Consider the following 22,369-nt stretch of genomic DNA (forward strand, 5'->3'; position numbering starts at 1 on the left):
TGCTTGCGCTGGCAGCTATCGTTTTTGATATAGAGCGGGCTTGGCAGAGAGCGCAGGCCCGCTGGCCTCGTACCCGGCGCTTTGCAGCGAATCAACTATCAAATGGATAGCTTGTCGCGCGGTGGCGCCAGCGCTGCGGCGGGCTTCTAGTGGGAATCTTGAGTGAGCTGATTCGCTGAGGGCCGCGCCCGAGGAGCTTGTCACTGCTTCGCCAAAGAAAAGTATCGATGGCTTCCATGGTGAAGGATCCAACTGACCAGCAGAAACTTCATGAGCAAGGGCTCCATCCCAAAGATTCCCGTAGCGCACTCAAATTGGATTGTGCAGAGCGCCCCTAGGCTGCCAGCCCCTGCTGGCCAGCGGCCAAAAGCCCAATGCCGCGCCCAAGATACCCATGGCGGCCACATAGTGGGCAGGCGCCATGATGTCCGTCTGCTGCCAGACCGACACCAGCATTGGCGTCAGCCCGCCAAACACCGCGTAGGCCATGTTGTAGGCAAAAGACAGGCCGGTAAAGCGCACCGCAGCGGGAAAGGCGCGCACACCCACCACCGGCAGCAGGGAGATGCTGCCCACGAAGAAGCCCACCAGCGCATACGACCACAGCAGCGAGGCATCGGTGCCCGGCAGGCTGAGGTAGAAAACATACGAAGTGACACTCATGCCCAGCCAGCCCAGCACCATGGCAAAACGAGTGCCCATGCGGTCCGATAGCCAGCCCCAGAATACGCAACCTATCGTCAGCGTGATGGTGGCAAGCGCATTGGCCCGCAGCGCCGCAGTTGGGGCAATGTGGAACACCTTCTGCAGATAGGTGGGCGTAAACAAAACCACCACCACCACTGCCGTGGACAGCACCCAGGTCATCAGCGCCACCAGCACACACGCTGCGCGGTGCTCACGCAAAATGGTCTTCAGCGGCAACTCGCGCCCAGCCTGCTTGCGGGCCTGCAGTTCCTTGAACACGGGCGTCTCATGTAAAAAGCGGCGCAGGTAAACCGACACTAGGCCAAAGGCGCCGCCCAGGATGAAGGGAATGCGCCAGGCCCAATCGTGGATTTCGGCGGTGCTGTAGGTGCTGTTGAGCCACACGCCGATGATGGAGCCCAGGAAGATGCCGCCGGTGATGCCCGAAGTCAGTGCGCCAATGGCAAAGCCGTAGTGACGCGCGGGCGCATGCTCGGCAACGAACACCCAGGCGCCTGGCATTTCACCGCCAATGGCCGCGCCCTGCAGCACGCGCATCAACAGCAGCAACAAGGGTGCCGCGATACCAATGGAGGCATAGGTGGGCAGCAGGCCGATCACCAGTGTGGGCACCGCCATCAAAAAGATGGACAAGGTGAACATCTTCTTGCGGCCCAGGATGTCGCCATAGTGCGCGATCAGAATGCCGCCCAGCGGGCGCGCAAGATAGCCCGCGGCAAAGATGCCCAGCGTCTGCAGCTGGCGCAGCCAATCGGGCATCGTGGCCGGGAAGAACAACGAGCCGATCACGTTGGCAAAAAACACGAACACCACGAAGTCGTAGAACTCGAGGGTGCCGCCCAGGGCAGAAAGGCCGAGGGTCTTGTAGTCACCGCGCGTCAATGCGCGGGGCGCCGCCGATGGGGTGGCGCCTTGGGGAAGGGTTTGCGAAGTCATGTGTCCTCTGGATGAAGACAGCGCAATGCGGCGCAGTTTTGAGCGCAATCGACGGGTTCTGGGATCGCCCGGGATATGGGGATCGGCGCAGGCAAAGCTGGAGGGTGGCCAGTTCGCAAGGAACCGCGACGTGCAGGAAAGGCGCAGTCAAACCTGCGATTCTAGGTAATTACCCCAGTGTTGCCCCGAAATAGCGCGGCGGAGTCAGGTGCGAGGTGCAACAGCAGGACTGTGGCCAAGACGCGGTGTCGGCTCGAGCCCGGGCGCAAGCGGCGTGGGCGAGCGCATCCACGCTGGCGCGCGCGACGACGCGGCCGTGGCACGCGCGCGCCGCTGGTGGGGCCAGCAGGTCACCTCCATCTACGACGGCACGTCCACCAGCGCCCTGCTGACGGGCCTGATGTGGACCGCCATCTACGACGCCGCCCCGCAGGCCGAATACACCGGCATCGCCATGGAATACGGCACGCAGCCGGTGATGGACGTGCTGCAGGCCCTGCGCGCCGACCAGTGGCTGGCGCTGCACCCCGAGGCGCCGCCCGAGCTGGCCGCGCAGATCAAGGCGCAGGTGCTGGCGGCGTTCTACACCGACACGGACGCGTGGAAGGGCCAGATCATCAGCCAGGCGCGTCAGGCGCTGTTTGAGGCGGTGGACGGGTTGAGCGCCAGCGCCGATGATCGATGGACGGCTTGATGCCGGTCGCTTCAGCCCCGGCGCCGGCGGCGCGCCATCACGCCCAGCCCGGCCAACGCGCCCGACAACGCGATCAGCCCGGGCAATGACGTGGCGGGTACGGCGGCCACGGCAGGGGTGGGGCCGTTGTAGGTGATGGCGCCGGTGTTGCAGCCAGACACATTCAGCGTCCAGGCATCCAGCACCGTGCCAACCGGGCGTTCCAGGGTGAAATCAATCTGCAGCGGCGTGTTCTGCGGAATGGGCCAAGTGCCTGGATTGGGCACGGAACCATAGTTGAAAAGGTCGAACAAACCCCAGCTGTCGCTGCTATCGGTGGTGATGGATGCGCTCTCGTTCATATAGACCAGCCCGCCACCCTGCACCACGGTGCGCACCACGTAGCTGCCACCGTCCAGGCCCGCGCGCACGACCGTCATGCGGAAATCGCCACTGTTGCAGCCCAGCGCATCGATGCTCTGAACCTGAAAAGTCTGCGCAGAGGCCGTCTGCGCACCCACCAGCATCGACGCGCCCAAGGCCGCCGCACCTATCCAGCCGATCCAACTTCCTTGTCTCATCACGCCGTCCTTTTAAATCCATTGAGATACCAATGAGTCTAAAGGCTGCATGGCGTGAATGCACTAGGCCATTCGCACTAGATCTTCGACTATCACGAAATCCTGTCGATAGCGTGAAACTTCACTGAACAGCGGCTATCTGGCCGACCCTCCCGCGTGCGCCATCGGCACGGCGGATTGCGATCCAATCAGAGCCGGCGAACCCGCTCGCCACGCTCTTTGGCCACCACCAGCAGGCCGTCAAAAATCATCGTCTCGATCAGCTCAAACGGGCGGGTCATCGCGGGCAGCATCTTCCAGCCCGCGCCGCCGGTCATCAGGCACAGCGGCTCGGCCGCGCAGTGCTTGAACAGGTGCTGGAACATGCGCTCGCACGCGCCGGCGATGGCGAAGGTGCCGCCGCTGGTTAGGCCGTCGCTGGTGTTGGTGGGAAATTCGCAGACGTCGCCCGTCGGCACGTGCAGGCCGGCGGTGCCCGATTCCAGCGCGCGCAGCATGATGCCGTGCCCGGGCAGGATCAGCCCGCCCAGGTAGCGCCCGTGCTGGTCGATGGCCTCCACCGTCACGGCCGTGCCCACCATCACCAGCAGGATGGGCCGCGAGGGGCCGCGGCGCAGCATGTGGTGGCGCGCGCCGATCATCGCCACCCAGCGGTCGGCGCCCAGGCGCGAGGGGTAGTCGTAGCCGTTGGTCAGGCCCGCTTCGGCTTCGGAGGCCACGACCCAGCTGGGCTCAATGCTCCAGCCTTCCATCTGCTCCTGCACGCGGTGCTTGACCGCCTGCCCCGCCACGATGCAGCCCAGCATGGCGTGCGGCTCGGGCAGCGACGCCCATGCACGTTCGCCCAGGCGGTCGATTTGCTCCAGGAACTCAGCGCCGTGCGCCAGCACGCCAGCGCCGGGTTCGGCACGGTCGTACAGCGTCCATTTCAGTCGCGTATTGCCAACGTCGATCGCCAAAAATGTCATGGGGCGCCATTATTAGCGAGTTTGTCCTACAGGGGCTGTCAGGGCCTGACACGCGGACGCGCACAGGCGCGGGGTACATTGCGACTTTCCGCTCTATATCCACTCAGGAGAATGCACATGGGATTGTTCAGTTTCATCAAGGAAGCCGGTGAGAAGCTCTTCGGCGGCAAGGAAGTCGAACAGGCTGCCGCCTCCAGCGCGCCCAACCTGGCCGACCTGAACGCCAAGGCCGGCGACGCCATCAAGACCTACATCGACAAGCAGAATCTGGGCCTGTCCGACCTGGCCGTGACCTTCGACGGCGCCACCGGCAAAGTCACCCTGGCAGGCAGCGCGCCCAGCGAGGAAGCCGCTGAAAAAGCTGGCCTGGCCGCCGGCAACGTGGCCAGCGTGAGCGGCGTGGACAACAACCTGCAATACCCCGCAGGCACCGCTTCGCAGTACCACGACGTGGTCAGCGGCGACACCCTGTCGGCCATCGCCAAGAAATACTATGGCGACGCCAACAAGTACAACGCCATCTTTGAAGCCAACAAGCCGATGCTGAGCGACCCGAACAAAATCTACCCGGGCCAGAAACTGCGCATTCCGGCACTCTGATTTTGATAGCTACTGGCGCTGGCCACACCAGCGCCAAAGGCCAATTTCACTGATGAAAAGCACCCTTCGGGGTGCTTTTTTGTTGGCCCGCCTTGGCGCCAGCGCCCCTGTCGCGCACGCACTCGATTCGCCGCGCTGCCCCGCGTAGAGTGCCGCCATGCCCGACACCACCCACGCCAACGCCCTCGCCGCCCCCGACCCGATCACCGCGCTGGACGCCACGGCGCTGTCCGAAGCCATCCACGCCCGGCGCCTGAGCTGCCGCGAGGTGATGGCCGCCTACCTGGCGCGCATCCACCGCGTGAACCCCACGTACAACGCGCTCGTGTCGCTGCGCCCGGATGACGCCTTGCTGGCCGAGGCGGATGCGTGCGATGCCGAGCTGGCGCGCGGCGCCTCGCGCGGGTGGATGCACGGCATGCCGCAGGCCATCAAGGATCTCTCCAACGCGGCGGGCTTGCCGACCACGCTGGGCTCGCCGCTGATGAAGCACTTCGTGGCGCACGAAGACGGGCTGATGGCCGCGCGCATGAAGGGCGCGGGCTGCATCGTGATCGGCAAGACGAACACGCCCGAGTTTGGCCTGGGCTCGCACACCTTCAACGAGGTGTTTGGCGCCACCGGCAACGCATACGACGCCACCAAATCGGCGGGCGGCAGCAGCGGCGGCGCGGGCGCGGCGCTGGCCCTGCGGCTGCTGCCGGTGGCCGATGGGTCGGACTTCATGGGCAGCCTGCGCAACCCGGCGGGCTGGGCCAATATTTTTGGCATGCGCCCCAGCCAGGGCCGCGTGCCGATGGTGCCCGCGCACGACGTGTGGGTCAGCCAGCTGGGCACCGAAGGGCCGATGGGCCGCACCGTGCGCGACGTGGCGCGGCTGCTGCACACGCAGGCGGGCTACTCGCCGGATGCTCCGTTATCCATAGCTGCTGGCGCAAATGGGGCGGGCGCTGGCACCGCTTTCAACCCTACAACAGCGCGCATCGGCTGGCTGGGCGACTTGAACGGCTACCTGCCCATGGCGCCCGGCATTCTGGCCGCGTGCGAACAGGGGCTGGGCCGCCTTGAAGGGCTGGGCTGCGCCGTGGCGCCCGCCGCGCTGGGCATGGCGCCCGAGCGCGTCTGGCAAGCGTGGCTGGTGTGGCGGCGCGTGCTGGTGGCATCGCGCATCGCCCCGTTTTTGCTGAAGGCCAGCAACCGCGCGCTTATCAAGCCCGAGGCGCTGTGGGAGCACGACCAGGCGCAAGGCTGCAGCGCGGCGGAATTCCTCTCCGCCAGCGTGGCGCGCACGCAGTTCTACCAAAGCATGCTGGCGCTGTTCGGGCGGTACGATTTTCTGGCGCTGCCCACCGCGCAGGTGTGGCCCTTCGACGTCGCCGAGCGCTGGCCGCGCGAGGTGGCCGGCCGCACCATGGACACCTACCACCGCTGGATGGAAGTGGTGATCTATGCCACCTTCGCCGGGCTGCCCTGCATCAGCGTGCCGGTGGGCTTCAATGCCGACGGCCTGCCGATGGGCATGCAACTGATCGGCCGCCCGCAGGACGACGCGGGTGTGCTGGCGCTGGCGGCGGCGTACGAAGGGGCGATTGGCGATTGGCTGGCGCGGCTGCCGCTGGTGCGCGATTCGGCGAACGGAGTAGCAGCGGCTGCACCGGATGCGGATGCGGGCCGCGCGCCACCGGCACGCTGAAGCGCCGCGTGGCACGGCGCTGCGAAATACTCACAAATTCATAGCTGCCAGCGCTGGTGGCGCCTGCGCTGGAGCGGCTTTTTACTTTAGATCAACCTGGGCGCCGGTGGTTGCTCGGCACCGCTGCCTCACCGCACTCGCACTCGCAGTCGCCGCCGCCCAGTTGCACTTTGATCGTCCAGCGCCACCGCCCAAGCCGCTGGCGCCCCAGGCGCGTCAGTTCTGCCGCCAGGGCAGGCCGGCGTGGCGCCAGCCGTTCTGGTGGTTGCGCTGGGCGTTGGCGTCGGGCGCGCCTTCAAAGCCGCCGAGGATGTTGTAGGCCGTCAGGCCCAGCTCGGTCGCGCGCTGGGCGGCGGGCACCGAGCGCACGCCGCTGCGGCACAGCAGCATGACGGGCTGGCCTTCGGCGGCGGCTTCACGCAGCTGCGCGTCGAAGTCGGGGTTCAGCGCCATGCCGGGCCACTGCTTCCAGGCGGCCACCCGGGCGCCGGGCACAAAGCCCACCCATTCGCGCTCGGCATCGGTGCGCACGTCCACCAGCACGGCCTGGCCGCCGGTCATCCACCGGTAGGCGGCCTGCGGGCTGATGTCACCGGCGTAACCGTCGGCGGGCGTGGGGCTGTCATCCTGCGCGCCTGCGGGCGCGGGCGCGCCCAGGCCCGAGCGCTGGTTGGCCGGCACGGCTTCGTCGATACGCTGGGGCTTGGGCAAGTCCAGCTGCGCCATCAGCGCCACGAATTCGGCGCGCGACTTGCCGGCTATGCGCGGGTTGGTGGCTTTTTCCAGCCCGATGGTGGACTGGGTGCGCTCGTTGTAGTCGTGGCCGGGCCAGACGATGGTGTCGTTGGGCAGCGCGAACAGCACCTGCGTGATGCTGTCGTACAGCTGCTCGGCCGAGCCGCTTTGGAAGTCGGTGCGCCCGCAGCCGCCGATCAGCAGGGTGTCGCCGGTGAAGACATGGCGCTCGTCCTGGCGCAGGTCGGGCCGCATTTCGTGGCCCAGCGGCAGCGCCGTCAGCTCGGTGGGGATTTCTTCCTCTTCGACCGACTTGCGTTCCCAGTAAAAGCACACGCTGCCCGCCGTGTGGCCGGGCGTGTGCAGCACGCGCAGCGATTCGCGCCCGAAGCTGAGCACGTCGCCATCGCCCAGCTGCACGGCGGCCGTGGCCACGCCGCAGCCGGCCGGGGCGGCCAGGCGCGCGCCGGTCATCTCGGCCAGCTTGGCGGCGCTGGTGATGTGGTCGGCGTGGGCGTGCGTTTCCACCGCCCATTTCAGCTTCAGGTTCAGGCGCGCGACGGTGTCCAGGTCGCGCTGGAGCTGCTCGGCCACCGGGTCGAGGATCAGCGCTTCGCGCGTGGCCTCATCGAACAGGATGTAGGTGTACGAATGCGAAGCCGGGTCGAAAAGCTGGGTCTGGTTCATGCGCGCAGTTTAGGCGCAAGCGCCCGCACGTGCCGCCTGCGCGTCGCGCCCCCGCGCCCCGGCGGCGGCTGGGGGCCCAAAGCCCCCGCAGCCTGATCAGGCAAAGCGCAGCAGCAGGGCCGCCACTTCGTCCGAATCGACCTGGCCTTCGGCGATCAGCGTGGCGACCAGCGCGAAGAAAGCCTTGTCCAGCGCCTTGCGCGCCGCGGTCATCTGCTGCGCCACTTTTTCGGATTCGGCCTCGGCCTGAATCAGTTTCTGCAGGCCTCGCAACTGCCCCTCCACCCGCGCCAGGCGGTCACACAGTGCTTTCTTCCCTGCCTCGTCCTTCACCATGCTCATGATTCTTCTTTTCTTTAGTACTAAGGTGTCACACCGCACTCATCACAGGGCGAATGTTAGCCGGAATGTAATCAAAGATGCGTATTTTCACGGCCACACCCCTCGCGGCTGGGGCTGGCCGCTGGGCGCACACCCGGCGCGTCGCTGTCGCCCGGCGGACCGCGCCGCGCGGCGTCGGCTGACGCCCCCAACCCCCGTTTGCCCGGAAAATGCCGCACAGCGAGTGCGTGCGCCACGGCGCCCCGCCGCAGCCGATATCCAACCTGAACGAAAGCAGTGAATGGCAAAGAAGAACGACAGCAAGGCGGACACGGGCGCCGCGCCGTGGAACGTGCCGGTGGGCGGCAAGGGCTTTTCGCTGGCGCGCGTGCCCACCAACGCCAAGCCGTTTTCCACCGGCGACAAGGACAAGGACAAAGCCCTGCTGGCCGATCTGGCCAAAGAGGTGGACGCGCTGCAGGACATCTTCTGGGCCGACCAGCGCTTCAAGCTGCTGGTGCTGCTGCAGGGCATGGACACGGCGGGCAAGGACGGCACCATCCGGGCCGTATTCAAGGAAACCAGCCCGCTGGGCGTGCGCACCCACGCCTGGAAGGCGCCGACCGAGCTGGAGCGGCGCCACAACTTCCTGTGGCGCATCCAGCAGCAGTTGCCCGCCTCGGGCGAGATGATGATCCACAACCGCAGCCACTACGAAGACGTGCTGGTGCCCGTGGTGGACGAATACATCAGCGCCAAGACCACGGCGCAGCGCTACCGCCAGATCAACGATTTCGAGCGCATGCTGAGCGAGACCGGCACCGTGGTGCTGAAGTTCATGCTGCATATCGGCTCTGACGAGCAGCGCGAGCGCCTGCAGGCGCGCATCGACGACCCGACCAAGAACTGGAAGTTCAGCGAAGGCGACATCGCCGTGCGCAAGCAGTGGGACGCCTATCAGCGCGCCTACAACGACCTGCTGTGCGCCACGTCCACCGAGTACGCGCCCTGGGTGGTGGTGCCCGCCGACAGCAAGACGCACCGCAACGTGATGATCGCCACGCTGGTGCGCGACAAGCTCCAAAGCCTCAAGCTGCGCTATCCGCCGCCCGACCCGGCGCTCAAGGGCCTGAAGATCGTCTGATCTGCTCGGCGCGCCCGCCCGTGGGCGCGCGAGGCGCCTGGTCGGCGAGCACCATCAACTATCTTATTGATAGCTGCCAGCGCTCAATCCACCTGCGCCAGAGGCCTAAAACACCTCCAAACCAAGCGCCGGCACCGCGCGCCTGCGTGGGAGCGCAACGGTACGCGCCGGCCGGTTATTCAAGCGTCGGGCCTCCGCCAGAGCCAGATGCCCACGGCCAGCATCACCACCGGCACGGCGATGCGCAGCCACAGCGGGATGGCCGGGAAGAACTGCATGCCCAGCGCGCTGCAGGCCATCATGCTGCAGCTCAGCCATTTGATGCGCCGCGGAATGGCGCCGTGCTGACGCCACTGCACGATGGGCGGGCCAAAGATGCGGTGCGCCAAGAGCCAGGCCTCAAACGCGGGCCAGCCCCGGCTGGCGGCCCAGGCGGACGCGATCAAAAACGGCACCGTGGGCATGACGGGCAAGGCAATGCCGATCAGGCCCAGCCCCAAAAAAACCAGGGCCAGCGCGCGCCAGGCCAGCACGGCCATGCGGCGGCGAAACGCCACTTTCTCGGGGCTGGGGATGGCGCGCGGCGGCGGGGGCGATTCCTTCATGCGGGATTCAATGCAGGCGATACGAGGTGATCAAACGGGCAGGTGGCGGCGAACCCAAAGTTTGCAACGCGCGGGGGCGTGGCGCCTTGATTTGGGCGCGAGCAAGCCCGGGACAAGCCAGCCGGCAGCATCGCACGCCGGGCGCTGCCGCGGTGTCAGCCAGCGGCTGAAATGCGCGGGGGCTGGCGCCGCACCGGCGCACCGGCCGGCCAGCGGCTGGCACAGCGGTTCAGCGGCTGGGCGGGGCCAGCCGGTCCAGCCGCAGCCGGTCGCGCGCATCGCTCACGCGCGACAGCGCCCAGAAGCTCACGCCCACGGCGCCCAGCGTGGCGGCCACGGCCAGCAGCATCAGCAGCAGGATCTGGTACTTGGCCGCCTCCAGCGGCGCCATGCCGGCCAGGATCTGGCCCGTCATCATGCCGGGCAAGGTGATGATGCCGGCGGCCGACATCTGGTTGATGACCGGAATCAGCCCCTGCCGCAAGGCCGCGCGCTGCAAGTCGCCCAGCGCCTGCCGCCGCGTGGCGCCCAGGGCCAGGCGCGCCTCGATGGCGGGGCGTTCGCGCTCCACCCCGCGCGTAAAGGCGTTCAGCGTGATGCTCACGCCATTCATCACCGTGCCCAGCACGATGCCCACCACCGGTATCACCGCCTGCGGCGACCACCACGGGTGGTGCGCCAACAGCGCCAGCCCGGCGCCCGCCACCACCACGGTGGCCAGCGTGCTGGTGGCCGCGCCCATGCCCCAGCCCCACCAGCCGGACAGGCGCCGGTCCTGCCGCGCAAAAATCTCCCGCGCGGCCGCGCCCAGCATGAACAACGCCACGGCCGCCACCAGCCAGGGCGACTGCAGGGCAAACACCAGCTTCAGCACCATGCCGACCAGCAGCAGCTGCACCACCGCCCGCACGCCGGCCACCACCAGCGATCGCGCCTGCCCCAGGCCCAGCGCCAGCGTGAGCCCCGCGCTGCACAGCAGCAGGCCGGCCGCCACGGCCAAATCCACGGTGCTGACGACGGCGGCGCTCATCGCGCGCCCCCGGGCGACAGCGCTGCGCCGTGGCGCGCTGGTTGCAGCTGGCCACCCACCAGCTCGAAGTGCCGGTGCGCCAGCCGCTGCGCCTGCGCCGCGTCGTGCGTGACCATGAGCACCGCCACGCCCGCCGCCAGCCGGCTTTGCAGCAGCTGCTCGACCAGCGCGCGGGCCGCGTCGTCCAGGCCCGAGGTGGGCTCGTCCAGCAGCAGCACGCGGTTGCCCGGCTGCAGCGCGCGCAGCAGCGCCAGGCGCTGGCGCTCGCCGGTGGAGCAGCGCGCCACCGCCGCCTGCGCCAGCGCGGGGCTCAGCCCCACGCGGGGCAGCAGGGCCGCGAAATCGGTAACGGGCGGAAAGTGCGCGGCCACACTGTCGGCCCACCATCCGGCTTCGGCCGGCACGTAGGTGACCTGGCGGCGCCAGGCGGGCGCGGGCATGGCGCTGCAGGCCACGCCAGCCAGCCAGGCGTCGCCGCCGTGCGGGTCCAGATCGGCCACGGCGCGCAGCAGCACGCTTTTGCCCGCGCCGGATGCGCCCATCAGCGACACGCATTCACCCGCCGCCAGCGCCAGCGACACCGGCCCGACGTGCAGGCGCTGCAGGCCCTTGAGCGCCAGCAGCGGCGCGCTGCCGGCAGTGGCCAGCGCGGTAGATGGGGCCGGGGATGAGGCAGTGGCGCTCTCAGGCAAGTTAACTCCTGTTTTGATAGCTTCCAGCGCCCTCGCAGCCGGCGCTGGCAGCCTAAATGCCTACGAAACGGTGATGGGCCCTGCCAATGGCTGGCCAAGGCCCGGCATCATAGGCGTGGGGGCGCCCTGGCCCGCGCGCGCAGGCGTCACGCCCAGCGTGGACAATGCGCCATGATTTCGCTGCCGCCCTTCATCGCCCCCGCCTCGTACCACAGCGCCGACGAAGCGCTGGCGCAGGTTCGCCACCTCTACGACACCGCTTGCAGCCATTTGCGCGACGCGCTGGTGGCGTACATCCGCGGGCCCGCCGAGCCCGACGGCCCGCTGACGCGCGTGCGCGCCTTCTACCCCTTCGTGCGCCTGCACGTGCCCGTGGGCCGCCACCCGGACACGCGCCTGTCGTACGGCTTTGTCACGCAAGGCGGCACGTACGAAACCACGCTGACCGACCCGCACCTGTTCGGCAAGTACTACCGCGAGCAGTTCCGCCTGCTGCTGGAAAACCACGGCGTGACGCTGGAAGTGGGCACCAGCCACGAGCCGATTCCCCTGCCCTTCAGCCTGGGCGAGCACGACCACTTCGAAGGCGGCATGAGCCAGACGCAGCGCCTGCGCCTGGCCGAGGTGTTCGACCTGCCCAACCTGAACGCGATGAACGACCGCATCGCCAACGGCACGTACGAACCCAGCCCGGGCGAGCCCGCGCCGCTGGCGCTGTTCACCGCGCCGCGCGTGGACTATTCGCTGCACCGCCTGCGCCACTACACGGGCACGTCGCCCTCGCACTTCCAGAACTTCGTGCTGTTCACCAACTACCAGTTCTACATCGACGAATTCATCGCGCTGGGCCAGCAGGAAATGGCCGACCCGGACAGCCAGTACACCCGTTTCGTGCAGCCCGGCAACGTGATCACGCACCGCACCGGCCTGCCCACGCCGGCAGACGAAGTGCCCGGCGTGCCGCCGCCGCGCCTGCCGCAAATGCCCGCCTACCACCTGGTGCGCGCGGACGGCAGCGGCATCAGCTTCGTGAACATCGGCGTGGGGCCCAGCAACGCCAAGACCATCACCGACCACATTGCCGTGCTGCGCCCGCACGCCTGGATCATGGTGGGCCACTGCGCGGGGCTGCGCAACAGCCAGCAGCTGGGCGACTACGTGCTGGCCCACGGCTACGTGCGCGAAGACCACGTGCTGGACGAAGAGCTGCCGATGTGGATTCCCATCCCCGCGCTGGCCGAGGTGCAGATCGCGCTGCAGCTGGCGGTGGCCGACGTCACCGCGCTCACGGGCGATGAGCTCAAGCGCGTGCTGCGCACCGGCACCGTGGCCACCACCGACAACCGCAACTGGGAACTGCTGGGCGGCGGCGTGCCGCAGCGGCGCTTTTCGCAATCGCGCGCCGTGGCGCTGGACATGGAAAGCGCCACCATCGCCGCCAACGGCTTTCGCTTTCGCGTGCCCTACGGCACCTTGCTGTGCGTGAGCGACAAGCCCATGCACGGCGAGATCAAGCTGCCCGGCATGGCCAACCACTTCTACCGCGAGCGGGTGAATCAGCACCTGAAGATCGGCATCCGCGCCATCGAGCGCCTGCGCGAAGACGGTGTGGATCACCTGCACAGCCGCAAGCTGCGCAGCTTCATGGAAGTGGCGTTTCAGTAAGGCGGCACGGGCGCCATGCCGGCGGCGGGCGCGGTTGCATCCAGCGCCTTGAACCGCGCTGGCGGCGTGCATTGGCACGGGTTCTGCTAGTTGGATGGGTCCTGCGCGGCGCCTGACTCAGGGCCGCGTGGCATCCCACAGCCACCAACCCGGAGCGCCCGTCCCATGCCGACCCTACGCACACTTTTCTCCGCCGCCGCCAGCGCGCTCACCCTGCTGGTGGCCCAGCCGGGCCTGGCGCAAGACGCCTACCCCAGCAAGCCCATCAAGATCATCGTGGCGCTGCCCGCCGGCGGCAGTGTGGACATGGTGGCGCGGCTGATCGGCCAGCAACTGTCGGTGGACCTGGGCCAGCCGGTGTTGATCGACAACCGCGCCGGCGCCAGCGGGCAGATTGGCCTGCCCGCCGTGGCCAAGGCGCCGCCCGACGGCTACACGCTGACGGTGTCGCCCGCGTCCTTCCTGACCACCAATAAAAGCCTGTTCAAGACACTGCCGTACGACCCCGAGAAAGACTTCACTCCCATCACCAAGTTGGTCAACCAGGCGATGGTGATGGTGGTGCCCGAAAAATCGCGCTTTGCCACCGTGGCCGACGTGGTGGCCGCCGCCAAGGCCAAGCCCGGCACGCTGACGTTCGCCTCGTCGGGCGATGGCAGCCCGCAGCATCTGGCGGGGCTGATGCTGCAAAGCCGCGCAGGCATCCAGCTGCTGCACGTGCCTTACAAGGGCGGTGCGCCAGCCATCACCGACCTGATCGGCGGCCAAGTGGATATGGTGCTGGCCCCGGTGCCCGAAGCGCTGCCCCACATCAAGGCCGGCAAGCTGCGGCCGCTGGGTGTGCTGAGCGAGCAGCGCGTGGCGCTGCTGCCGGCGGTGCCCACCATGCGCGAAGCGGGGGTGAACAACCTGGTGCTGTCCGCCTGGATCGGCCTGCTGGCCCCAGCCAAGACACCACCGGCTGTGATCGAGCGGCTGAAGAAATCCACCCTGAAGGCGCTGGACGGTGAAGCCAAGGCCAAGCTGCTGGACGCCGGCATGGTGCCCGCCGGGCACGACGCCAAGCCACTGGCGCAGGTAATCAGCGAAGACATCCGCACGCACGCGGAGCTGATCAAGGCCGCGGGCATCACGCCGCAGTAACGGGCGCAGCGCGGCTCAGTAAGCCGCACCGCCGCTCCCGCAAAGACGCGGTGAGCAGCCCGCTCAGTACGTGGGCTGAAAGCGCCGGATGGCCGCCTGGGTGGCGCCGTCCAGCGCAAAGCCCGCGCCGTGCTTGGCAGCCAGCTCGGCGCAGCGCTTTTCAAACGCATCCACGCCCTGCGCGTAGATGAACTGCATGGCCCCGCCCGTCCAGGCCGGAAAGCCGATGCCGAAGATGCTGCCGATGTTGGCGTCGTGCACGCTGGTCAGCACCCCTTCGGCCAGGCAGCGCGCGGTTTCCACCGCCTGGCGGTACAGCAGGCGGTCTTGCACCTCTTGCACGTCCCACGCGGCGCCGGGCTTTTCAAACAGCGTTTTCAGCTCTGGCCACAGCTGCTTCTTCTGGCCCGGCGGATAGTCGTAGAAGCCGCCACCGCCCGCGCGGCCTGGGCGCTTGAGCTCTTTGACCATGCGCTCGACCAGCCGTTCGCCCGGCGTGGCGGCGTAGGTCTTTCCTTCGGCGGCGAAATCAGCACGCGTCTGGTCGAGCACGTGCACCGACAGCGACAGTGCGGTCTCGTCCAGCACCGCCAGCGGGCCGACGGGCATGCCCGCCTGCACTGCCGCGTTTTCAATCACCGGCGCGGGAATGCCCTCGCCCAGCATCGCCGCGCCTTCCATCACGTAAGTGCCGAAGGTGCGACTGGTGTAAAAGCCGCGCGCATCGTTGACGACGATGGGCAGCTTGCCCAGCGCCAGCACGTAGTCGTAGGCGCGCGCCACGGTTTCGTCGTCGGTCAGCTTTCCCCGAATGATTTCCACCAGCTTCATCTTGTCGACGGGGCTGAAGAAATGGATGCCGACGAACTTCTCCGGCCGCTGGCTGGCCTGCGCCAGGCCGCCGATGGGCAGCGTGCTGGTGTTGCTGGCAAAGAAGCCGCCTTCGGCCAGCATCGGCTCGGCCTCTTGCGTGACTTGCGCCTTCAAGGCGCGCTGCTCGAACACCTCTTCGATGATCAGGTCGCAGCCTTTCAGATCGCCCGCCGAACCGGTCGCGGTGATGCGCGCCAGCAGCGCCTGCTGGTCGTGCGCGCTCATGAGGCCCTTGTCCACCCGCGGCTGGGTGATTTGGGCGCTGTAGGCCTTGCCCTGCTCGGCCTTGTCCAGCGTCACGTCCTTCAGCATCGTGGCGATACCGCGGCTGGCTTGGGCGTAGGCGATGCCCGCGCCCATCATGCCGGCGCCCAGCACGCCCACCATCTGCGGCTTGAAGCGAGGCACATCCTTGGGGCGCGACTGGCCGCTCTTGATGGCATTCAGGTTGAAGAAGAACGTGTTGATCATGTTCTTCGCCACCGGGCTGGCCATCAGGCTGGCGAGGTAGCGGCTTTCGATGCGCGTGGCGGTGTCGTAATCGACCTGCGCGCCTTCCACCATCGCCGCCAAGGCGGCCTCAGGCGCCGGGTAGCGGCCGCGCGTTTTCTGCTTCAGCAACGCGGGCGCCACAGTCAACGCGCCGGCCACCTTGGGGTTGGCGGGCGTGCCGCCGGGCATCTTGTAGTCCTTGGCGTCCCACGGGTGCGCGGCCTGCGGATGCTCGGCGATCCACGCCAGGGCGCTTGGGCGCAGTTCGTCCGCCGTAGCCACCAGCGCATGCACGACGCCGATGTCCAGCCCCTCGCGCGGGCCGAACAGCTTGCTTTCCATGATGTACGGCTGCGCGCCCATCAGGCCCAGCAGGCGCGTGAACTTGGTGATGCCGGTGGCGCCGGGGATCAGGCCCAGCGTCAGCTCGGGCAGGCCCATTTGCAGCTTGGGATCATGAACGGCAATGCGGTGGTGGCCGACCAGCGCCACCTCCATGCCGCCGCCCAGCGCGCTGCCGTTGATGCAGCTCACCACCGGAATGCCCAGTGTTTCCAGCGTGCGAAAGCAGCGCTTCACCCGCTCGATCTCGGCGTAGACCTTGGGCGCGTCGTCCGCCTTCAGGCGCATCACGCCCTTCAGGTCGGCACCGGCAAAGAAGGTGCTTTTGGCCGACGCCAGGATCAGCCCGCGCAGGCGATCCTTGTCCTTCACCACCTGCTCCGTCACGGCGGCCAGGTCGTCCTGCCAGGGCAGGCACATCGTGTTGACGGGCGCGCCCTGTTCATCGAAAGTGATCGTCGCCACCAGGCCCGCAGGCGCGTCTTCAATGGCGTAGCGCAGCGTCTTGAGTTCCATAGTCTTCTATTGATTTGATAGCTACCAGCGCCGTTCCAGCCTGCGCCAGAAGCCGATTTCATTCAAAACTCAGCGGGTCGCTCCAACCCGCCAACCCAGCGACTCAGAGCGGTCACACCCGCTCCACGATCGTGGCAATCCCCATGCCGCCACCCACGCACAGCGTGGCCAGGCCGTAGCGCAGTTGGCGCCGGTGCAGCTCGTCGATCAGCGTGCTCAGAATCATGGCGCCGGTGGCGCCCAGCGGGTGCCCCAGCGCGATGGCGCCGCCGTTCACGTTGACCTTGTCGTGCGGCACGCCGAATGCCTGCATGAACTTCATCGGCACGGCGGCAAAGGCTTCGTTCACCTCGAACAGATCGATCTGGTCGATCGTCATGCCCGCCTTGGCCAGCGCCTTGCGCGTGGCGGGCATGGGGCCGGTGAGCATGATGGTCGGGTCGGCCCCCGACAGCGCCGTGGCCACGATGCGCGCGCGCGGCGTGAAGCCATGCGCCTTGGCCGCCGCCTCGTTGCCGATCAGCACGGCCGCGGCGCCATCGACGATGCCGGACGAATTGCCCGCGTGGTGCACGTGCTGGATGCGCTCCACCTGCGGATAGCGGCCAATGGCCACGGCGTCGAAACCCAGCGCGCCGAGTTGCTCAAACGACGGCTTCAGCCCCGCCAGGGTCTCTACCGTGGTGCGCGGCTTGATGAATTCGTCTTCGGCCAGGATGGTCTGGCCCAGCATGTCTTTGACGGGCACGACCGAGCCAGCGAAATAGCCCGCCTCGCGCGCATGGGCAGCGCGCTGCTGCGAGGTGACGGCAAAGCGGTCAACGTCTTCGCGGGTGAAGCCCGACAGCGTGGCGATCAGATCGGCGCCCACGCCTTGCGGCACGAAATCGGTGGCGCTGTTGGTAGCCGGGTCTTGCGCCCAGGCGCCGCCGTCCGAACCGATGGGCACGCGGCTCATGCTTTCCACGCCACCGGCCACCACCAGGTCTTCCCAGCCAGAACGCACCTTCTGCGCGGCCATGTTCACCGCCTCCAGGCCCGAGGCGCAAAAGCGGTTGAGCTGCACGCCGGCGCACTGCCAGTCCCACCCGGCCTTGAGCGCCGCCACCTTGGGCAGCACGGAGCCTTGCTCGCCAATGGGCGAGACCACGCCCATGACCACGTCGTCCACGGTGGCGGTGTCAAAGTCGTGGCGAAGGCGCAGGGCCTCCAGCGTGCCGGCCAGCAGGTCGACGGGCTTGACCTCGTGCAGGCTGCCGTCTTTCTTGCCCTTGCCGCGCGGCGTGCGCACGGCGTCGAATACGTAGGCCTCGGTCATGGCTGAATCTCCGCAAGTCGGCCGCAGGCGTGCGGCAGCGTTTCGCGCAGTATAGATATTTCACCGAGTGCTTGCTCGGTATAAATAAACCCATGATGGCGCATGGGCGACAGCAACTAGAACCTGCCGTGCCGACCGTCACCCGCCGCGAAGCGCGCCGCGCCCTGCAGGCCGTCCAGCAGGCACGCGCTGCCGGAATTCCATTCGCGCTGCATGGCTTCGCGCCACGGCCAGTCCCACTGCGTGAGCGCGCTCATGCGGTCGGCGCGCAGGGTGGCCTGCGGAAAGCGGGCGATCTGCTGTGCCAGGGCCAGCGCCGCTTCGCGCGCGGTACCGCTGGGCACGACCCGGTTGGCCAGGCCCATCGCGTGGGCTTCGTCGGCGGCGACGGCGCGGCCGGTCAGGATCAAATCCAGCGCGCGGCTCTGGCCGATCAGGCGCGGCAGGCGCACGGTGCCGCCGTCGATCAGCGGCACGCCGAAGCGCCGGCAGAAGACGCCGAAGACGGCGTCCTGCGCCATTACGCGCAGGTCGCACCACAGCGCCAGCTCCATGCCGCCGGCCACGGCGCTGCCCTCCACCGCCGCGATGACCGGCTTGGACAGCAGCAACCGGGACGGCCCCATGGGCCCGAGTGGCCGCGCCACTTCGCCCGGGTAATCGTGCAACGCCAGAAGCGCCGACACCTTCGCGGCCGGATCGCCCGCCAGCGCGGCGCCGGCCTTCAAGTCCCAACCCGCGCAGAAGTGCCCGTGCGCGCCGTGGAACACGGCCACGCTGGCATCGGCGTCGTCGTCGAACGCGATGAACGCGTCGTACAGCGCGCGTGCGGTGGGTGCATCGACGGCATTGCGCACGTCCGGCCTGCTCAGGGTGACGATGGTCACGGCCCCTTCGCGTTCAACAGTTACGGTCATTCGTCAGCTCCAGCGCGAAGCGGGTTTCGCGCGGGCGAAGCTTGCGCTGGCGCAAGCGGCTTTGTCTGCGGGCGCGTATCGCGTTGGTGACAGCGGTAAGGGTTTACCGGGGCTGCGCCGTGGGTACCCCGTCGATAGAGTCTCGGCACGTTCGCGGTGTCGAACACCTTTTTCCGAAGGGGGTATCGCTTGCAGTTCTTGCAGTTGGTCATCAGCGGCATGGCGCAGGGCTGTATCTACGGCCTGATTGCCCTGGGCTTCGTGCTGATCTACAAGGCCACGGAAACCGTGAGCTTTGCCCAGGGCGACCTGATGATGCTGGGCGCCTTTTGCGGCCTGGCCGCCATGAGCCTGCTGGGCTTTCCGTTCTGGTTGGCGGTGGTTTCAGCCATCTTGGCGATGGCGCTCTTTGGCGTGCTGCTGGAGCGCATCGTGATCCGGCCGATCCTGGGCCAGCCGGCGTTTTCCATCGTCATGCTGACCATTGGGGTGGGGTACGTGGCGCGCGGGCTGATCACGATGATCCCCAACTTCGGCACCGAGACCCACACGCTGCCGGTGCCCTACAAAGACGAGATCTGGTCCATCGCCGGGCTGGTCATCAGCGCCGAGCAGCTGGTGGTGATTCTGGTGACGGTGCTGCTCTGCGGTGGGCTGTACGGGATGTTCAAGTACAGCAAGCTGGGCGTGGCGATGCAGGCGTCGTCGCAGAACCAGCTGGCGGCGTACTACATGGGCATCCCGGTCAAGCGCCTGAACGGCCTGGTGTGGGGCCTGGCCGCCGCGGTGGCGGCGGTGGCCGGCCTGCTGCTGGCGCCCATCACCTTCGTGCACGCGAACATGGGCTTCATCGGGCTGAAGGCTTTTCCGGCGGCGGTGGTGGGCGGCTTCGGCAGCCTGCCGGGCGCCATCGTCGGCGGTTTGATCATCGGCGTTGTCGAATCGCTGTCGGGCTTCTACCTGCCCGAGGGCTTCAAGGACATCGCTGCCTACATCGTGGTGCTGATCATGCTGATGGTCAAACCCAACGGCCTGTTCGGCGAGAAGCTGCGCAAGAAGGTGTAGGGCCACGGTATGCGTTTCATCTTCAAGACCAGTTACGACCAGGACATCCGCCTGGCCAAGCACGGCGGCCAGGTGTTCTGGTACGGCCTGTTGCTGCTGATGCTGCTCGCCGCGCCCTGGCTGGTGCCAGAGTATTGGCTGGCGCAGCTCACCTTCGTGTTGATCTACGGCGTGATCGGGCTGGGGCTGATGCTGCTGGCGGGCTTTACCGGGCAGTTCTCGATGGGCCATGCGGCATTTGTCGGCGTTGGTGCCTACGCCCAGGCGGTGCTCACCAACCACGGCATGCCCTTTCCCCTGGCCATGCTCATGTCGGCCGCATTGGCCGCCGCGGCCGGCATTGTCGTTGGCCTCCCGGCCCTGCGGGTCAAGGGCATTTACCTGGGCATCGCCACGCTGGCCTTTGGCTTCATCGTGGAAGAGGTGTTTGCCCGCTGGGAAAGCCTGACCGGCGGCAATGCCGGCATGCACGTGAAGGCGCCCGCCATCTTCAGCTGGAAGATCGAATCCAGCGAGGGCTTCTATTTCATTTGCCTGGTGACGGCCGTGCTGGTCACGCTGGGCGTGCTCAATCTGCTGCGCAGCGCCACGGGCCGCGCCTTCGTCGCCATCCGCGACTCCGAGGTATCGGCGCAAAGCATGGGCATTCAGCTGGCGCGCTACAAGACCTTGTCGTTCGCGCTTTCGGCCGCCCTGGCGGGCCTGGGCGGAGCGCTGTACGCGCACAAGCTGCGCTTTCTGTCGCCCGACCAGTTCAGCATCCTCCAGTCGATCGATTTGCTGCTGCTGGTGGTCATTGGCGGCCTGGGCTCGGTGCACGGGGCTTTCCTGGGCGCCATCTTCCTGATCGCCATGCCGCAGCTGATCGCCATGACCAAGGACTACCTGCCCGACGCCATCGGCCAGGCGCCGGGCTTGCAGACGGTGGTGTACGGCGCGGTGCTGATCGCCTTCGTGCTGTTTGAACCGCTCGGCCTGTATGGTCGGTGGCTGAAGATTCGCACCTGGCTGCAGCTGTTCCCCTTCTACCGCAAGGGCATGTTCAAGCGCCAGAAAACCTTCCAGAAATCGGATCGCCTGAAGTGAACCACGACGTCCTGCTTTCTGCCCGGAACCTGAGCGTGCGCTTTGGCGGCGTGCTGGCCGTGAACGACGTCAGCTTCGACGTGCGCCGGGGCGAGGTGTTCACGCTGATTGGCCCCAACGGCGCCGGCAAGACCACGGTGTTCAACCTGATCAGCCGCATCTACACGCCCACCAGCGGCGAGATCGACTTTGCGGGCCCCCAAGGCACCGTCAAGCTGACCGAACAGCCGCCCTACCGCGTGGCGTCGCTGGGCATCGCGCGCACCTTTCAGAACATCGAGCTGTTCGAGCACGCCACGGTGCTGCACAACCTGCTGATCGGCCGCCACACGCACCGCCAGACGGGCTTTTGGAGCGAGCTGTTCTTCACCCCCTCCACCCGTGCGGCAGAGGTTCACGCACGCGAGCGGGTCGAGCAGGTGATCGACCTGCTGGACTTGCAGCACTACCGCGAATCCACGGTAGCGGGCCTGCCCTATGGCGTGCGCAAGGTGGTGGAGCTGGCCCGCGCCCTGTGCGCCGAGCCGCAGCTGCTGCTGCTGGACGAGCCGTCGTCGGGCCTGAACGTCGAAGAAACCGACGACATGGCGTTCTGGATCCAGGACATCGTGCACGAGCTGGGCGTGACGGTGCTGATGGTCGAGCACGACATGTCGCTGGTTTCGCGCGTGTCCGACCGCGTGGTGGCGATGAACCAGGGCCAGGTGCTGGCCGTGGGTACGCCCAGCGAGGTGCAGGGCAACGCGGCGGTGATCGAGGCCTACCTGGGTTCGATCGACGACGTGGAATCACTGCGGAGGCCGGCATGAGCGAAGCGGTACTGCGCCTGCTGAACGTCGAGAGCGCCTACGGCCCGATCAAGGCCATCCGCGGTGTCAGCCTGGAGGTCAAGCAGGGCCAGATTGCCACCGTGCTGGGCAGCAATGGCGCGGGCAAGAGCACCATCCTGAAGACCATCTCGGGCATCATCGACCCGCGCAAGGGCTCGGTCGAATTCAAGGGCCAGAACATCACCGCCAAAGACCCCGCCTACATCGTGCAGCAAGGCCTGTCGCACGTACCGGAGGGGCGCGAGGTGTTTCCGCTGCTTTCGGTGCGCGACAACCTGCTGATGGGCGCCTACACCCGCACCGACCGCGACGGCGTGGCGCGCGACATGGAGCAGATGTACGCGTACTTTCCCATCCTGAAAGAGCGCGCCAACCAGGACGCGGGGCTGCTTTCAGGCGGGCAGCAACAGATGCTGGCGATCAGCCGCGCGATGATGGCCGCGCCCCACCTGATCCTGCTGGACGAGCCCAGCCTGGGCCTGTCGCCGCGGTTGACCAAGGAAATCTTCGAGATCGTGGTGCGCATCAACCGCGAGCGCGGCACCACCATTCTGCTGGTCGAGCAGAACGCCAACATGGCGCTGAACGCGTCCGACTACGGCTACGTGCTGGAAAACGGCCGCATCGTCATGGAAGACACCTGCGCGCGCCTGCGCGAGAAAGAAGACATCAAGGAGTTCTACCTGGGCATGAAGGACGAAGGTGTGCGCGGCGAACGGCGCTGGAAAAAGAAAAAGACCTGGAGATAG

The 22,369-nt window shown here is 67.3% G+C and carries 20 protein-coding genes and 2 pseudogenes; 10 read left to right on the forward strand and 12 right to left on the reverse strand.

Going from position 1 to position 22,369, the window contains the following annotated elements:
• Nucleotides 1–309 precede the first annotated feature (309 nt).
• The gene (locus C6570_RS00935) at nt 310–1,644 is read right to left on the reverse strand and encodes an MFS transporter (protein ID WP_106701223.1); all 1,335 of its coding nucleotides are present in this window, start codon (nt 1,642–1,644) and stop codon (nt 310–312) included.
• Nucleotides 1,645–1,906: 262 nt separating this feature from the next.
• Here C6570_RS00935 and C6570_RS00940 point away from each other — a divergent pair.
• Nucleotides 1,907–2,338, forward strand: a pseudogene (locus C6570_RS00940) (DUF2817 domain-containing protein); the annotation flags it as partial.
• Between the two features lie 11 nt (nt 2,339–2,349).
• On the opposite strand, the gene C6570_RS00945 reads toward C6570_RS00940, so the two are convergent.
• Both C6570_RS00945 and C6570_RS00950 read right to left on the reverse strand, forming a co-directional pair.
• Nucleotides 2,350–2,898: an IPTL-CTERM sorting domain-containing protein gene (locus tag C6570_RS00945; protein WP_123812169.1), complete on the reverse strand. Its 549-nt coding sequence runs from the start codon at nt 2,896–2,898 to the stop codon at nt 2,350–2,352.
• A 188-nt stretch (nt 2,899–3,086) separates the two neighbouring features.
• The gene (locus C6570_RS00950; RefSeq protein ID WP_106701228.1) at nt 3,087–3,866 is read right to left on the reverse strand and encodes a type III pantothenate kinase; all 780 of its coding nucleotides are present in this window, start codon (nt 3,864–3,866) and stop codon (nt 3,087–3,089) included.
• Nucleotides 3,867–3,983: 117 nt separating this feature from the next.
• Here C6570_RS00950 and lysM point away from each other — a divergent pair, with 117 nt between their 5' ends.
• Nucleotides 3,984–4,466 (forward strand): peptidoglycan-binding protein LysM, encoded by a 483-nt coding sequence (gene lysM / locus C6570_RS00955; protein WP_106704442.1) that lies wholly within the window; start codon nt 3,984–3,986, stop codon nt 4,464–4,466.
• Nucleotides 4,467–4,623: 157 nt separating this feature from the next.
• Entirely contained in the window at nt 4,624–6,159 is a 1,536-nt protein-coding gene (locus C6570_RS00960; protein ID WP_106701230.1) for an amidase, read from the forward strand.
• A gap of 216 nt (nt 6,160–6,375) precedes the next feature.
• Here C6570_RS00960 and C6570_RS18320 read toward each other — a convergent pair whose 3' ends face one another.
• The 3 genes and pseudogenes from C6570_RS18320 to C6570_RS00970 form a co-directional block, all read right to left on the reverse strand.
• A complete protein-coding gene (locus C6570_RS18320) occupies nt 6,376–6,720 on the reverse strand; it encodes a rhodanese-like domain-containing protein (RefSeq protein ID WP_245896381.1) in 345 nt (114 codons plus the stop codon).
• Nucleotides 6,721–7,038: 318 nt separating this feature from the next.
• Nucleotides 7,039–7,581, reverse strand: a pseudogene (locus C6570_RS18530) (MBL fold metallo-hydrolase); the annotation flags it as partial.
• Between the two features lie 96 nt (nt 7,582–7,677).
• On the reverse strand, nt 7,678–7,923 hold the full coding sequence (locus tag C6570_RS00970) for a metal-sensitive transcriptional regulator (protein WP_106701234.1): 246 nt from the start codon (nt 7,921–7,923) through the stop codon (nt 7,678–7,680).
• 280 nt (nt 7,924–8,203) lie between these two features.
• Between C6570_RS00970 and C6570_RS00975 the strand changes: the two genes are divergently transcribed.
• A complete protein-coding gene (locus C6570_RS00975; RefSeq protein WP_106701236.1) occupies nt 8,204–9,046 on the forward strand; it encodes a PPK2 family polyphosphate kinase in 843 nt (280 codons plus the stop codon).
• A 179-nt stretch (nt 9,047–9,225) separates the two neighbouring features.
• On the opposite strand, the gene C6570_RS00980 is transcribed toward C6570_RS00975, so the two are convergent.
• The 3 genes from C6570_RS00980 to C6570_RS00990 form a co-directional block, all read right to left on the reverse strand.
• Nucleotides 9,226–9,651: a YbaN family protein gene (locus C6570_RS00980; protein ID WP_245896258.1), complete on the reverse strand. Its 426-nt coding sequence runs from the start codon at nt 9,649–9,651 to the stop codon at nt 9,226–9,228.
• Between the two features lie 229 nt (nt 9,652–9,880).
• The gene (locus C6570_RS00985) at nt 9,881–10,681 is read right to left on the reverse strand and encodes an ABC transporter permease (RefSeq protein WP_106701238.1); all 801 of its coding nucleotides are present in this window, start codon (nt 10,679–10,681) and stop codon (nt 9,881–9,883) included.
• A complete protein-coding gene (locus C6570_RS00990; protein WP_245896259.1) occupies nt 10,678–11,373 on the reverse strand; it encodes an ABC transporter ATP-binding protein in 696 nt (231 codons plus the stop codon). Before C6570_RS00990 ends, C6570_RS00985 begins: the two co-directional genes overlap by 4 nt.
• A gap of 171 nt (nt 11,374–11,544) precedes the next feature.
• On the opposite strand from C6570_RS00990, the gene C6570_RS00995 reads away from it, so the two are divergent.
• Nucleotides 11,545–13,038, forward strand: a complete 1,494-nt coding sequence (locus C6570_RS00995) for an AMP nucleosidase (protein WP_106701240.1) — start codon at nt 11,545–11,547, stop codon at nt 13,036–13,038.
• 165 nt (nt 13,039–13,203) lie between these two features.
• Nucleotides 13,204–14,181: a Bug family tripartite tricarboxylate transporter substrate binding protein gene (locus tag C6570_RS01000; RefSeq protein ID WP_106701243.1), complete on the forward strand. Its 978-nt coding sequence runs from the start codon at nt 13,204–13,206 to the stop codon at nt 14,179–14,181.
• Nucleotides 14,182–14,244: 63 nt separating this feature from the next.
• On the opposite strand, the gene C6570_RS01005 is transcribed toward C6570_RS01000, so the two are convergent.
• From C6570_RS01005 to C6570_RS01015, 3 genes are all read right to left on the reverse strand, one after another.
• A complete protein-coding gene (locus C6570_RS01005; protein WP_106701245.1) occupies nt 14,245–16,404 on the reverse strand; it encodes a 3-hydroxyacyl-CoA dehydrogenase NAD-binding domain-containing protein in 2,160 nt (719 codons plus the stop codon).
• 112 nt (nt 16,405–16,516) lie between these two features.
• Nucleotides 16,517–17,722: an acetyl-CoA C-acetyltransferase gene (locus C6570_RS01010; protein WP_106701247.1), complete on the reverse strand. Its 1,206-nt coding sequence runs from the start codon at nt 17,720–17,722 to the stop codon at nt 16,517–16,519.
• 116 nt (nt 17,723–17,838) lie between these two features.
• Nucleotides 17,839–18,639 carry a crotonase/enoyl-CoA hydratase family protein gene (locus C6570_RS01015; protein ID WP_106701249.1) on the reverse strand — a complete coding sequence of 267 codons (801 nt, stop codon included), beginning with the start codon at nt 18,637–18,639 and terminating at the stop codon, nt 17,839–17,841.
• Nucleotides 18,640–18,828: 189 nt separating this feature from the next.
• On the opposite strand from C6570_RS01015, the gene C6570_RS01020 reads away from it, so the two are divergent.
• The 4 genes from C6570_RS01020 to C6570_RS01035 are packed head-to-tail and all read left to right on the forward strand — an operon-like array spanning nt 18,829 to nt 22,369.
• The gene (locus C6570_RS01020; RefSeq protein WP_106701251.1) at nt 18,829–19,704 is read left to right on the forward strand and encodes a branched-chain amino acid ABC transporter permease; all 876 of its coding nucleotides are present in this window, start codon (nt 18,829–18,831) and stop codon (nt 19,702–19,704) included.
• A gap of 9 nt (nt 19,705–19,713) precedes the next feature.
• Complete coding sequence (locus tag C6570_RS01025; protein ID WP_106701253.1) at nt 19,714–20,790, forward strand: branched-chain amino acid ABC transporter permease; 1,077 nt, start codon at nt 19,714–19,716, stop codon at nt 20,788–20,790.
• Complete coding sequence (locus C6570_RS01030; RefSeq protein ID WP_106701255.1) at nt 20,787–21,599, forward strand: ABC transporter ATP-binding protein; 813 nt, start codon at nt 20,787–20,789, stop codon at nt 21,597–21,599. The genes C6570_RS01025 and C6570_RS01030 overlap by 4 nt, the downstream gene beginning before the upstream one ends.
• Nucleotides 21,596–22,369 (forward strand): ABC transporter ATP-binding protein, encoded by a 774-nt coding sequence (locus C6570_RS01035; RefSeq protein ID WP_106701257.1) that lies wholly within the window; start codon nt 21,596–21,598, stop codon nt 22,367–22,369. The genes C6570_RS01030 and C6570_RS01035 overlap by 4 nt, the downstream gene beginning before the upstream one ends.

This window comes from Ottowia oryzae, from assembly GCF_003008535.1.
GTDB classification, from domain to species: domain Bacteria; phylum Pseudomonadota; class Gammaproteobacteria; order Burkholderiales; family Burkholderiaceae_C; genus Ottowia; species Ottowia oryzae.

Bases quoted from the DNA above. Each gene is read 5' to 3' on its own strand.
- C6570_RS00950 (WP_106701228.1), bottom strand. From the start codon at position 3,866: ATGACATTTTTGGCGATCGACGTTGGCAATACGCGACTGAAATGGACG.
- C6570_RS00960 (WP_106701230.1), top strand. From the start codon at position 4,624: ATGCCCGACACCACCCACGCCAACGCCCTCGCCGCCCCCGACCCGATC.
- C6570_RS01025 (WP_106701253.1), top strand. From the start codon at position 19,714: ATGCGTTTCATCTTCAAGACCAGTTACGACCAGGACATCCGCCTGGCC.
- C6570_RS01005 (WP_106701245.1), bottom strand. From the start codon at position 16,404: ATGGAACTCAAGACGCTGCGCTACGCCATTGAAGACGCGCCTGCGGGC.
- C6570_RS01000 (WP_106701243.1), top strand. From the start codon at position 13,204: ATGCCGACCCTACGCACACTTTTCTCCGCCGCCGCCAGCGCGCTCACC.
- C6570_RS00945 (WP_123812169.1), bottom strand. From the start codon at position 2,898: ATGAGACAAGGAAGTTGGATCGGCTGGATAGGTGCGGCGGCCTTGGGC.
- C6570_RS00980 (WP_245896258.1), bottom strand. From the start codon at position 9,651: ATGAAGGAATCGCCCCCGCCGCCGCGCGCCATCCCCAGCCCCGAGAAA.
- C6570_RS00995 (WP_106701240.1), top strand. From the start codon at position 11,545: ATGATTTCGCTGCCGCCCTTCATCGCCCCCGCCTCGTACCACAGCGCC.
- C6570_RS01035 (WP_106701257.1), top strand. From the start codon at position 21,596: ATGAGCGAAGCGGTACTGCGCCTGCTGAACGTCGAGAGCGCCTACGGC.
- C6570_RS00935 (WP_106701223.1), bottom strand. From the start codon at position 1,644: ATGACTTCGCAAACCCTTCCCCAAGGCGCCACCCCATCGGCGGCGCCC.
- C6570_RS00975 (WP_106701236.1), top strand. From the start codon at position 8,204: ATGGCAAAGAAGAACGACAGCAAGGCGGACACGGGCGCCGCGCCGTGG.
- lysM (WP_106704442.1), top strand. From the start codon at position 3,984: ATGGGATTGTTCAGTTTCATCAAGGAAGCCGGTGAGAAGCTCTTCGGC.
- C6570_RS18320 (WP_245896381.1), bottom strand. From the start codon at position 6,720: ATGACCGGCGGCCAGGCCGTGCTGGTGGACGTGCGCACCGATGCCGAG.
- C6570_RS01015 (WP_106701249.1), bottom strand. From the start codon at position 18,639: ATGACCGTAACTGTTGAACGCGAAGGGGCCGTGACCATCGTCACCCTG.
- C6570_RS00985 (WP_106701238.1), bottom strand. From the start codon at position 10,681: ATGAGCGCCGCCGTCGTCAGCACCGTGGATTTGGCCGTGGCGGCCGGC.
- C6570_RS01010 (WP_106701247.1), bottom strand. From the start codon at position 17,722: ATGACCGAGGCCTACGTATTCGACGCCGTGCGCACGCCGCGCGGCAAG.
- C6570_RS00970 (WP_106701234.1), bottom strand. From the start codon at position 7,923: ATGAGCATGGTGAAGGACGAGGCAGGGAAGAAAGCACTGTGTGACCGC.